Origin of the sequence: Brevibacterium siliguriense (assembly GCF_900105315.1) — a bacterium.
In the GTDB taxonomy this organism is placed as follows: domain Bacteria; phylum Actinomycetota; class Actinomycetes; order Actinomycetales; family Brevibacteriaceae; genus Brevibacterium; species Brevibacterium siliguriense.
The window spans coordinates 223964-236178 of record NZ_LT629766.1 but is presented as its reverse complement, the minus strand read 5'-3'; the positions used below and the strand labels follow the sequence as shown (position 1 = coordinate 236178).

Sequence of the window (12215 nt, the reverse complement as noted above, 5' to 3'; positions counted from 1 at the left end):
GGCGGCAACGTGGCGAGGCACCGGCGCTCAGTCGGCGACCGGGTCGGCGAGTGCTTCCGAGGCGATGACGAGGCCGAGGGCGAGATCGCCGATGAGCGTCGACTGATCCTCCCGGCGGACGGTGATCCATGCCTGCGGGGCGTTCGGTCTGGTACCGATCCGGGTGAAGATCAGTCGCTCATCGCCGTGGTAGTTGCGGGCCACCGGCGAGGGGACGAGGGAGACGCCGAGTCCGTGGGCGACCATCTCGACGGCAGCAGACCAGCTGGCCGTCCGATGGTGGATCTGAGGTTCGAAGCCATGCGTGCGGCAGATGCCGACGACGGTGTCGTGATAGATCGGGGACGCGCTCTTGCGGAAGATGACGAACGGGGAATCGACCGCCTCGGCGATGGTGGTGATCGGTGAGCCGGTCGGAGCGCACAGCCAGAACGACTCCCGGGCAGCCGGAGTGCAGATGACGCCGGGATGTTGGAGGGGCATGTGTCCGCAGGCGATGTCGATGTCGTGGCCGAGCAGCATGTCCGACTGCGCCGCCGAGGTGGCCTCCTCGGTGGTGACGAGGATGTCCGGGTGTGCCGCGGAGAAGTCCGTGATCGTCTGCGGCAGGCCCCGATGAAGGAAGGTGGCTACTGTGCCGATCGAGATCGACGTCGGCGCCCCCGTATTCACGGCCGCCGCATATTCGTTGAAACGGTGGGCGGCTCCGACGGCGGACTTCGCATAGGGCAGCAGCGCCTCTCCGGCGGCGGTCAGCTTCGTCACGGGACTGCGGTGGAACAGCGGTTTGCCGACGAAGTCCTCGAGTCTCTTGAGTTCGGCGCTCAATGCCGGCTGGGAGATGTTCACGGCGTCTGCGGCGAGCTGGAATTTGCCGTGCTCGGCCAGGGCGATGAAGTACTGGAGGCGCTTGAGACTCGGTTCAGCCATAACTGAAGATTATCAGTGATAAGCGAAATGTCTTTGTCAGCCGCAGATTCGCGGGCGTACGGTCGAAGAAACCATCAAAGGAGATTATCTTGCGTGAGACTGCTTCGTCGCCCGATACGACCATGACCCCCGTGCCGGACAGTTACGGGATCGACCGTTTCGCCGACGATCGGTCGCTTGACGACCTGCTGCCGCTCTACCTCGACGAGAAGCTGCTCGCGCACCTCCGGCCGGTGTTCGAGGACCTCGGGCCCCGCCTCGGCGGAGAGCTCGACGATCTCGCCCACGATGCCGACGTCAATCCTCCGGTTCTTCAGCACCGCACTCGCAACGGCGCCGATGCGCAGTCGATCAAGATCCATCCCGCCTACCGCCGTCTTCAGGAGGTCGCCTTCGGCGAACTCGGCCTGGCTGCGATGAGCCACCGGCCCGGTGTCCTCGGCTGGGACGAACCGATGCCTCCGATCGTCAAATACCTCCTCGTCTACCTCTTCACACAGGCGGAATTCGGACTTCTGTGCCCAGTGAACATGACCGACTCGCTCACCCGCACCCTGCGCAAGTACGGTTCACCCGAACTCGTCGACCGGTTCATCGGCGGGCTGACGAGCACCGACCTCGACACCCTCACCCAGGGTGCGATGTTCATGACCGAACAGGACGCCGGCTCCGATGTCGGCCGGGCGACGACCACTGCCGTCGACAACGGCGACGGCACCTGGGCGCTGACCGGTGAGAAGTGGTTCTGCTCGAACGCCGACGCCGAGCTAGCCATGGTCCTCGCCCGCCCCGAGGGTGCACAGACCGGAATCAAAGGCATCGGACTCTTCCTCTTACCGCGCACTCTTGAGGACGGTTCGCCGAACTCCATGCGCATCGTCCGCCTCAAGGACAAGCTCGGCACCCGGTCGATGCCCAGCGGTGAGATGAGCCTGCAGGGAGCGACCGCCTACCTCGTCGGCGATATCGGCCGCGGATTCGTGCAGATGGCCGATATGGTCAACTCCTCCCGCCTGTCGAACGCCGTGCGCGCGGCCGGCCTCATGCGCCGGGCCTTCGGAGAGTCGAAGTTCATCTGCCGCAATCGCGAAGCCTTCGGCTCGACCCTGAGCAAGCTGCCCCTGCAGCGTCGCCAGCTCGCGAAGATCATGACGACCACGGAACAGGCGCTGTCGATCTCCCTGCACACGGCGGACGTCTTCGCCCGCGCCGATGCCGGTGACGCCGAAGCCGCCTCGGTGCTGCGCATCCTCACCCCGCTCATCAAGTTCCGCGCCACCCGCGACGCCCGCAAGGTCACCGCCGACGCGATGGAGATCCGCGGCGGAGTCGGCTACATCGAGGAGTACGGTGACGCCCGCGTCTTCCGCGACTCCCAGCTCGGATCGATCTGGGAGGGCACCTCGAACATCGTCGCCCTCGACGTCATCCGCGCCGCTCACCGGGCGGGCACGCTGGGGCCGCTGTTCCGCCACCTGGAGACGCTCATCGCCGAGGCGGCCGACCTCCCAGCCGCGTTCCGCAGCCAGATCCAATCGTTGAGCTCGACGCTGCTGCACGCGCTCGAATCCACGCCCGAAGGCGTAGAACAGGCACGGGTGCGTCAGCTCGCGACCGCGACCTACAACCTCGTATGCGCGACCATCATGGCCTCGGAGGGGGCGCGGATCGGCAGCGGCCGCGGTGATTGGTCGCGCATCGTCATCGCCGCACTGGTGCTGCGCCACAAGCTGATGCCGCAGAACCCGCTCGTTCCCGTCGTCGACGACGACTCCGTCCTCGATGCTCTCATCGACGGTGTCGGAATGGGCCGGGAGGATGCGTTCGCGGCTGTCGAGGACATCCTCGGCGAGGGCGGAGCAGCTCAGTCCGCCGAGGATGGAACTGCGCGTTCCGGAGGGAGCGGACAGTGAGCGCGGGAGCGCTCGCCGGGATCACCGTCGTCGATCTCTCACGCATCCTCGGCGGGCCCTACTGCACGCAGATCCTGGCTGATCACGGCGCCGAGGTCATCAAGGTCGAACCGCCGTCCGGCGACGATACGCGCATCTGGGGGCCGCCGTTCGTGGCCCCCGAGGTGTCGAGCTACTTCGCCGGGATCAACCGGAACAAGCAGTTGATGACCCTCGACCTGCGCACCGAGGAAGGACAGGAAGCGCTGCACGGGCTGCTGGCCGGCGCCGACGTCCTCGTCGAGAACTTCAAGACCGGGACCCTGGCGACATGGGGGCTCGACCTGGCGTCGGATATTCCGGATCGCTACCCGCACCTCGTGCACGCGTCCATCACCGGCTTCGGCGATGACGGTCCGCTGGGCGGACGGCCCGGATACGACGCGATCATCCAGGCGATGTCGGGTCTGATGTCGGTCAACGGGGACGAGTCGACCGGGCCGATGCGCATCGGCATGCCCGCCGTCGACATGGTCACCGGGCTCAACGCGGCCATCGGCGTGCTCATGGCGCTGCAGGAACGGGTGACCAGCGGGCGCGGTCAGCGGGTCGAGACGACGCTCTTCGACTGCGGGATCTCCGTCATGCACCCGCATCTGCCGAACTTCTTCGGCGGTGGAGCCGTGCCGAAGCTGTCCGGGAACGACCATCCGAATATCGCGCCGTATTCGGCGTTCGCGACCGGGGCTGGGCAGGTGTTCATCACCGCCGGAAACGACGGACAGTTCGCCAGGCTCGTCGAACATCTCGGCGCTCCGGGGCTCGCCGAGGACCCGCGGTTCGTCGACAATGCTGCGCGTCTGGGCAATCGGGATGAGCTGCGGACCGAACTCGAAGCACTCATGGTCTCGACGTCGGCAGAGGCGCTGTCCGAAGAGCTCATGAGCATCGGTGTGCCCGCCGGACCGATCCTCGACGCCGCCGAGGTGGTCGAACATCCGCATACTGCCCACCGTGAGATGGTCGTGGAGATGGGCGACGGCTACCGCGGGGTGGCCTCGCCGATCAAGCTCGCCCGGACACCGGCGAGCTACCGGATCTCGCCGGTGCAGGGAGTTGCGGCGGACTCTGTTGCTGCGGAGAGTGTGGCGACTGAGGTGCCCGCGCGAGCCTGAGGACGCAGTCCAGTCGTGGTGAGCGAATCCCGCCGCCGTAGGTGAGCGCTCGGTGTTGCGTGACTTCGGCTTGACGGCCGATTCATGGGTGTCCGAAATGTCGGACGGAACTTGATCGGGGCCACTTCCGCATTCTGGTTCAGCCGACAGAATGGATGGTGTAGTCAGAGCCGACAGCGCAGGGGTCCACGCCTCGGCGCGACGGCGAAGCGGCAGCCAAGCATCCGCCTCGTCGGACACAGCGACAAGGAGAATCCCATGACCACCAAGCCGTCGTTCACCCAGCACGACCCGTCCCGCGTCATCCGCGCCGACCGCGGGACCGAGATCACCGCGAAGTCCTGGCAGACCGAAGCACCCAAGCGCATGCTCATGAACAACCTCGATCCCGAGGTCGCCGAACGCCCCGAAGACCTCGTCGTCTACGGCGGCACCGGCCGCGCAGCCCGCTCCTGGGAAGCCTACGATGCGATCGTGCGCACCCTCGACGACCTCGAGGACGACGAGACCCTGCTCATTCAGTCCGGTAAGCCCGTCGGAGTCATGCGCACCCACGAATGGGCCCCGCGCGTGCTCATCGCCAACTCCAACCTCGTCGGAGACTGGGCAAATTGGGAGCACTTCCGTGAGCTCGAGGCCGAGGGCCTGATGATGTACGGCCAGATGACTGCCGGCTCCTGGATCTACATCGCCACCCAGGGAATCCTCCAGGGCACCTACGAGACCTTCGGCGCCATCGCCCGCAAGCGCTTCGACGGCACCCTTGCCGGCACCCTGACCATTACCGCCGGCTGCGGCGGCATGGGCGGAGCTCAGCCGCTGTCCGTGACGCTCAACGGCGGTGCCTGCCTCATCATCGACGTCGACAAGACCCGCCTCGACCGCCGCAAGGGCAAGCGCTACCTCGACGAAGTCGAGACCGATCTCGATACCGCACTGGCCAAGGTCATCGAGGCGAAGAAGAACAAGCAGGCTCTGTCAGTCGGGCTCGTCGGCAACGCCGCCGAGATCCTCCCGATGATCCTCGACCGCCCCGAGGCCGCCGAAGTCGACATCGTCACCGACCAGACCTCGGCCCATGACCCGCTGTCCTACCTGCCGGTGGGCGTGAGCGTCGACGACTGGCACGAGGAAGCCGAACAGGATGCTGAGAAGTTCACCATCCGCGCCGAGGAGTCCATGGCCAAGCACGTCAAGGCCATGGTCGAATTCCAGGACCGCGGCGCCGAGGTCTTCGACTACGGCAACTCGATCCGCGACGAGGCCCGCAAGGCCGGCTACGACCGCGCCTTCGAATTCCCCGGCTTCGTCCCCGCCTACATCCGCCCCCTCTTCTGCGAAGGCCTCGGACCCTTCCGCTGGGTCGCACTGTCCGGCGACCCGAAGGACATCGAGGTCACCGATCAGGCTTTGAAGGAGCTCTTCCCGGAGAACGAACACCTTCACACCTGGCTCGACGCCGCCGACGAATACGTCGAGTTCGAAGGACTGCCGGCGCGCATCTGCTGGCTCGGCTACAAGGAGCGCCACCAGGCCGGCCTGCTGTTCAACAAACTCGTCGCCGAAGGCAAGATCTCGGCCCCGATCGTCATCGGCCGTGACCACCTCGACTCCGGTTCCGTCGCCAGCCCCTACCGCGAGACCGAATCCATGCTCGACGGCACGGACGCCGTGGCCGACTGGCCGCTGCTCAACGCCCTGGTCAACACCTCCTCGGGCGCCACTTGGGTCTCCATCCACCACGGCGGAGGCGTCGGCATCGGCCGGTCCATCCATGCCGGGCAGGTCTCCGTGGCCGACGGCACCGAGCTGGCCGCGAAGAAGCTGGCGCGCCTGCTCACCAACGACCCGGGCATGGGGGTCATCCGCCACGTCGATGCCGGCTACGATCGCGCCACCGCGGTGGCCGAAGAACGCGGCCAGCGCGTGCCGATGATCCCCGAGCTCGACAAACGCGACGAGGAATCCGCCGCACAGTGAGTTGCGTCGACGGGCGCGCTCGCGGCTGAAGCGAGCACTTGGGTACACGCTGCTCTGAAATGCTCACGTTCCTCCGTGGGCAATTCAGAGAAAGGTGTACCGAACGCGGAATCTGCCGAGCAGTAAGGCCGCTGAATAGCTCACCGAAAGGCGGATAGCCAAGGATTGAAGCCGGCTATCCGCCTTTCAGCGTGTCACAGGGAGTTGCCGACCGCGACTCGCGGGTGGCCGCCGCTCTGCTTGTCGGCAGATCGCGCGCACTCGCGGTCATTCTCCTCGTACCAAGTAGCTGCTCCCGCCGACTGTCCGAAATGTCGGACGAATATCTGCCGGAGAGGTTCTGCCCCGCCATCGTGCAGTCCATACTGAGAGGGAACATCTCTCGATCGGAAAGGCCCGACCCGCCATGCAGCTCATCACCGGCATCAGCGAACTGGTCGTCAACGACCTCGATACGTTCGGCGAACTGGGCGTCATCAACGACGCGGCGCTGCTCATCGACGACGGTCGAATCGTCTGGTCGGGGCCGTCCGCTCAGGCGGACACCGCTGTGTCGAACCGCCTCGGCGAGGGTGGGGCGAGCCTCAACGACGATGACATCGCCAATGGCGAAGTCGCCTCGGCGAATGATCTCAGCGGATTCGAGACGATCGACCTCGGTGGAAAGGCCGTCATCCCCGGCTTCGTCGACAGCCACAATCACCTCATCTTCGCCGGTGACCGGTCCGAGGAATTCGCGGCCCGGATGGCCGGGCAGAAGTATTCGGCCGGTGGGATCGCCACGACAGTGGCCGCGACCCGCGCCGCCACCGAGGCCGAACTCGAAGCCAACCTCGTCCACCTCCTCGAACAGGCGAAGCGACAGGGCACGACGACATTCGAGATCAAGTCCGGCTACGGGCTGACCGTTGCCGATGAGATCCGGGCCCTCGACATCATCAACCGGCACACCGAGGAATCGACGCTCATCGCCGCGCACGTCGTCCCGCCGGAGTTCAAGGACGATCCGGAACGCTACGTCGATCTCGTCATCGACGAGATCATCCCGGCAGCGACAAGCAAGGCGAAGTGGATCGACGTGTTCTGCGAAACCGGGGCCTTCACCGAAGACCAGACGCGGCGGATCATCGAAGCCGGCAAGGCCGTCGGAATGAAACCTCGGCTGCATGCCAATCAGCTCACCGAGGGCGGGGCACTCAAGCTTGGGGCCGAACTCGGCTGCGTGTCCGTCGACCACGCCACCTTCGCCTCCGATGAGGACCTCGCCGTCCTCGCCGAGGCGGGCACCGTCGTCACCCTGCTGCCGAGCATCGAGTTCTCCACCCGTCAGCCCTACCCCGACGCCCGCCGCTACGTCGACGCCGGAGTGCGGCTTGCGATCGCCAGCGACTGCAACCCCGGCTCCGGGTTCTCCAACAGCATGCCTTTCGTCATCGCCATCGGCGTCCGGGACATGCACTTCACCGTCGAACAGGCGGTGTGGGCGGCGACCGCCGGCGGAGCCAACGCCCTGCAGCGCTCCGATGTCGGCCACCTCGGAGCGGGAGCCCGCGCCGATCTGGCCATCCTCGACGCCCCCAGTTACCGACACCTGGCGTACCGGCCCGGTGTGCAGCTGGTCGAACGCGTCTACTCCGGCGGCGAGCTCATCGTCGACAACCGACCCCGCGACTGAACTTCATCTACGACGAACACAAGGAAAGGCTCTTCATGACCACATTCATCGATCTCGACCCCGACACACTGACCTTCGCCGAGGTGGTCGACGTCGCCCGCCGCGACGCAAAGGTCTCCCTGTCCGAAGCCACCCTGGCCCGGGTGAATAAGTACCGCGAGGCCATCGACGCTCTCGCTCAGGCTGAGAAGCCCGTCTACGGCGTCTCCACCGGATTCGGAGCGCTCGCCCAGCGCCACATCCCCGCCGAACTGCGCACCCAGCTGCAGAAATCGCTCATCCGCTCCCACGCCGCCGGCGTCGGCGAGCCGGTCGAACGCGAAGTTGTGCGGGCGCTGATGCTGCTGCGCGCCCGGACACTCGCCACCGGTCGGGCCGGCGTCCGCGCCGAAGTCCTCCAGACCTACGTCGACCTGCTCAACGCCGGAATCACCCCGGTCGTCCACGAATACGGATCACTCGGCTGCTCCGGCGACCTCGCGCCCCTGTCGGCGTGTGCCCTCGTCGTCATGGGCGAAGGCGTGGCCGAAGGGCCCGACGGGGTGGCGGGACCGGCCGACGAGATCCTCGCAAAGGCCGGGATCACCCCGGTCACCCTGGCCGAGAAGGAAGGCCTCGCTCTCGTCAACGGCACCGACGGCATGCTGGGCATGCTCATCATGGCACTGACCGACCTGGAGAATCTGCTCACCGCCGTCGACGTGTCCGCAGCCATGAGCATCGAAGGACTCTTCGGCACCGACGCCGTCTTCGCCCCCGAGCTCCACTACGCGCTGCGCCCACACGACGGTCAGGCCGCATCGGCCGCGAACATGCTCGCCTCGCTCAACGACTCGGGCATCACGGCCAGCCACCGCGACTCCACCCACCTCGTCCAGGACGCGTACTCGATGCGCTGCGCCCCGCAGGTCAACGGTGCCGCCCGCGACGCCGTCGCCTTCGCCACCCAGGTCGCCGAACGCGAAATGCGAGCCGCCATCGACAACCCCGTCGTGCTCACGAACGGAATGGTGTCATCGAACGGCAACTTCCACGGCGCACCACTTGCCCACGCGTTGGACTTCCTCGCCATCGTCGCCGCGGACGTCGCCTCGATGTCCGAACGCCGCACTGACCGGATGATGGATGTCGCCCGCAACCAGAACCTCACCCCGTTCCTCGCCGATGACGCCGGCGTCGACTCGGGCCTGATGATCGCCCACTACACGCAGGCGGCCATGGTCTCCGAGGCCAAGCGGGGCGCGACACCGGCGTCGGTCGACTCGATCCCGTCCTCGGCCATGCAGGAAGATCACGTGTCCATGGGCTGGTCGGCCGCTCGCAAACTGCGCAAGGTCGTCGACAACCTCGCCTCCGTCGTCGGCATCGAACTCTACGCAGCTTCCCGTGCCTGCGATATGCGTGACGCCGCACCGGCACCGGTGACCGGAGCCGTGATCGCGAAGATCCGTGAGACCGTTCCCGGACCAGGCCCTGACCGGTTCCTCTCGCCCGAACTCGCCGAGACCATCGCGAAGGTCAAGGACGGAACGCTGGTCGCAACCGCCGAGTCGGTCGCACCGCTGACCCACACCGTCACCCCCGCTGCCGGAACCTGGCAGCCGGAAGACGGCGGACCGGCCGTCAACGATCCCGAGTTCACTGCGCTGGGCAACCTCGAGGCCGCCGCCGAGGCCTCTGGGACCGACGCCGCCACCACCCACCAGAACTGACCCAGGGCCCGGGCGACCGTCAGACCCCGAGCACAGGATCGGTGCATAACCGGTCCCACCCATCAGGACTCGGCTGCCGAGGTCGACCGACCATGGCACCGACGCATCACCGGACCCGACCGATTTCGAACGGAGTGAACAGCCAATGAGCGATGTCGTCTCGCTGCTGAGCCAGATCGAGGACACCGGCCGCGACACCCGCGGCCCGGGCTACCAGCGGCCCGGATTCTCGGCCACCGAACGGGAGCTGCGCGAGTGGTTCCTCGCCGAGGCGGACCGCCGCGGCCTCGACACGGAGATCGACGCCAACGGAATCACGTGGGCGTGGGCGACCGCACCGGGCACGAACGCCGTGGTCACCGGGTCCCACCTCGACTCCGTCCCCGGTGGCGGCGAGTTCGACGGCCCGCTCGGCGTTGCCTCGGCGCTGGCGGCCTTCGACGAGCTCAAGTCCTCCGGCGCGCTCGAGCAGTCCACCCGGCCCTTCGCGCTCGCCGTGTTCCCGAAGAGGAGGGGGCACGCTTCGGAGTCGCCTGCCTCGGTTCGCGGCTGCTCACCGGCGCCATCGACGCCGACCGCGCGCTCGGGCTCAAGGACGCTGCCGGTGACACCTTCGCCGACGTCGCCCGTGGCTATGGCCTCGATCCGAATCGGATCGGGCGTGACCAGTCTCGGCTGGCCGGAATCGGTTCCTTCATCGAACTCCATGTCGAACAAGGCATCGGTCTGGCAGGCACCGACCAGGCCGTCGCCATCGGCTCCTCGATCATCGGACACGGTCGCTGGCACTTCGCCTTCTCCGGTCAGGGCAATCACGCCGGAACGACGCCGATGAGCCATCGCGCCGACCCGGTGGTAGCCGCCTCCCAGGTGATCGGGGATATCCCGACGATAGCGGCCGGCACTGACGCGAGTGCCGTGGCGACCGTGGGCCGCACTCTCATCCATCCGGGCGGGACGAACGTGATCGCTTCGTCCATGAGCTTCTGGCTCGACATCCGCCACCCCGATGACTCAGTCGTCAATCAGGTGCTCGAGGCGATCAGCCGTCGCGCCCAGGAACTCGGCGGCGATTCCGGAGTCGAGGTGAGCATCTCGCAGGAGTCGTATTCGCCGACCACCCACTTCACCGCCGACCTCAATTCGCGACTGACCTCGGTGTTGCCGGACGCTCCGCTGCTGCCCTCGGGAGCAGGACACGATGCGGGAATCCTCGCACCCCATGTACCTTCGGCGATGCTCTACGTCCGCAATCCGACCGGCGTCTCCCATGCTCCTGAAGAGGACTGCGAGGTCGACGACCAGAGAGCCGGAGTCGACGCGCTCGTCAAGGTGCTCGCCCGCGAACTCGGTATCGAAAACGCGTTCGCCGAGGCCAGCGCGGGAGGCCCGGCGACGGGAGGTGCACGATGAGCACCCGTTATTGGTGTGAATCCGCTTGGATCGACGGAAGCGTTGCTCACGGAGTCCTGCTGAGCGCCGACGACACCGGAACGCTCACCGCCGTCGAGACCGGAATCGACACCGCACCGTCCGACGCCGAGGCCGTGCGCGGGTTCGTCCTGCCCGGCGGAGTCAATGCGCACTCCCATGCCTTCCACCGGATGCTGCGTGGACGCACCCATGGCGACGGCGGCACCTTCTGGACCTGGCGCGAAGTCATGTACTCCGTCGCCGCGAAACTCGACCCGCAGTCCTATGAGACCGTGGCGCGCGCAGTGTTCGCCGAGATGCTCGCCGGCGGCTACACCTCGGTGGGGGAGTTCCACTACGTCCACCACGCTCAGGACGGAACGCCCTACGGCGCCGAGCATCCCCACTACCACGACACGGAACCTCGTGCCGAGGCGGGCGACCGTCCCCACGCGGACGCGAACGGCGATTCCGGCCTACGCGCCCACGAGATGGAACGAGCGCTGGCACGGGCGGCCACCTCGGCGGGGATCCGGATTCGACTGCTCGACACCTGCTACCTCACCGGCGGCATCGACTCCGAGCTCTCGGCCGAACAGGCCCGCTTCGGCGACGGCACCATCGACGGATACCTGGACCGGCATGCCGGCCTCATCGACACCTTCACCGACGAATTCCCCGTCAACACCCCAGGTGAGAGCTTCGTCCACGTGGGAGCCGCGATCCACTCGATTCGCGCGGTCCCGGCAGCGAACCTGCCGCGATTCACCGAACTGTCCGGGCCCGTGCACGTGCACCTGTCCGAACAGCCGGCGGAGAACGAGGCCTCCAAAGCTGCCTACGGAGCCACCCCGACCGAAGTTCTCGCACGCTCGGGAGTCGTCGATAACCGGCTCTCGGCCGTCCACGCCACCCACTTGAGTGAGGAGGACATCGCGATCCTCGGCGGCTCCCGATCGACGATCGTCATGTGCCCTTGCACTGAGGCGGACCTCGCCGACGGCATCGGACCGGCCAGGGAACTCGCCGACGCCGGGGCCGTGATCTCGCTGGGGTCCGACCAGCACGTCGTCCTCGACGCACTGCGGGAGACCCAGGGGCTCGAAGCCGGGGAGCGGCTGCGCTCCGGTCAGCGCGGACGGTTCTCCCCGGCCGAACTCATCACCGCACTCACCGAAGGCGGGGCACGCAGCCTCGACCTGCCTGTCGGGGCTCTTGAGGTCGGGAAGGCGTGCGACTTCGTGGCTTTGCGCACCGACAGTAAGCGCACCATGGGGTCACTGGACGAGCAGATCATCCTCACGGCCACCTCGGCGGACCTGCATCTGACCGTCAGCGGCGGCAAGGTCCGCGTGCGCGACGGAGTGCACACCGAACTCGGCGATATCGCCGAACTCTACGCGCAGGCCTTCGCCGCGTTGGAGATGGAGGGCTGAGC

The 12215-nt window shown here is 66.9% G+C and carries 7 protein-coding genes and 1 pseudogene; 7 read left to right on the top strand and 1 reads right to left on the bottom strand.

Annotated features, from left to right (window positions below; translation table 11 throughout):
- Positions 1-27 precede the first annotated feature (27 nt).
- Positions 28-930, bottom strand: a complete 903-nt coding sequence (locus BLU88_RS00980) for a LysR family transcriptional regulator (RefSeq protein ID WP_092009208.1) — start codon at positions 928-930, stop codon at positions 28-30.
- An 89-nt stretch (positions 931-1019) separates the two neighbouring features.
- Between BLU88_RS00980 and BLU88_RS00975 the strand changes: the two genes are divergently transcribed.
- From BLU88_RS00975 to BLU88_RS00945, 7 genes and pseudogenes are all read left to right on the top strand, one after another.
- Positions 1020-2843, top strand: coding sequence for an acyl-CoA dehydrogenase family protein (locus tag BLU88_RS00975; protein WP_231939517.1), 1824 nt, complete (start codon positions 1020-1022; stop codon positions 2841-2843).
- Positions 2840-3997 (top strand): CaiB/BaiF CoA transferase family protein, encoded by a 1158-nt coding sequence (locus BLU88_RS00970; protein ID WP_092009206.1) that lies wholly within the window; start codon positions 2840-2842, stop codon positions 3995-3997. Before BLU88_RS00975 ends, BLU88_RS00970 begins: the two co-directional genes overlap by 4 nt.
- A gap of 258 nt (positions 3998-4255) precedes the next feature.
- A complete protein-coding gene (gene hutU, locus BLU88_RS00965; protein ID WP_092009204.1) occupies positions 4256-5977 on the top strand; it encodes a urocanate hydratase in 1722 nt (573 codons plus the stop codon).
- Positions 5978-6383: 406 nt separating this feature from the next.
- Positions 6384-7652, top strand: a complete 1269-nt coding sequence (gene hutI / locus BLU88_RS00960) for an imidazolonepropionase (RefSeq protein ID WP_092009202.1) — start codon at positions 6384-6386, stop codon at positions 7650-7652.
- Between the two features lie 35 nt (positions 7653-7687).
- Entirely contained in the window at positions 7688-9364 is a 1677-nt protein-coding gene (gene hutH / locus BLU88_RS00955; RefSeq protein ID WP_092009200.1) for a histidine ammonia-lyase, read from the top strand.
- Between the two features lie 145 nt (positions 9365-9509).
- Positions 9510-10777: pseudogene (locus BLU88_RS00950) on the top strand (allantoate amidohydrolase).
- The gene (locus BLU88_RS00945; protein ID WP_092009198.1) at positions 10774-12213 is read left to right on the top strand and encodes a formimidoylglutamate deiminase; all 1440 of its coding nucleotides are present in this window, start codon (positions 10774-10776) and stop codon (positions 12211-12213) included. The pseudogene BLU88_RS00950 and the gene BLU88_RS00945 overlap by 4 nt, the downstream one beginning before the upstream one ends.
- Positions 12214-12215: the final 2 nt, after the last annotated feature.

Coding starts and splice junctions, on each gene's coding strand:
- BLU88_RS00980 (WP_092009208.1), bottom strand. CDS start 930: ATGGCTGAACCGAGTCTCAAGCGCCTCCAGTACTTCATCGCCCTGGCC.
- hutU (WP_092009204.1), top strand. CDS start 4,256: ATGACCACCAAGCCGTCGTTCACCCAGCACGACCCGTCCCGCGTCATC.
- hutI (WP_092009202.1), top strand. CDS start 6,384: ATGCAGCTCATCACCGGCATCAGCGAACTGGTCGTCAACGACCTCGAT.
- hutH (WP_092009200.1), top strand. CDS start 7,688: ATGACCACATTCATCGATCTCGACCCCGACACACTGACCTTCGCCGAG.
- BLU88_RS00945 (WP_092009198.1), top strand. CDS start 10,774: ATGAGCACCCGTTATTGGTGTGAATCCGCTTGGATCGACGGAAGCGTT.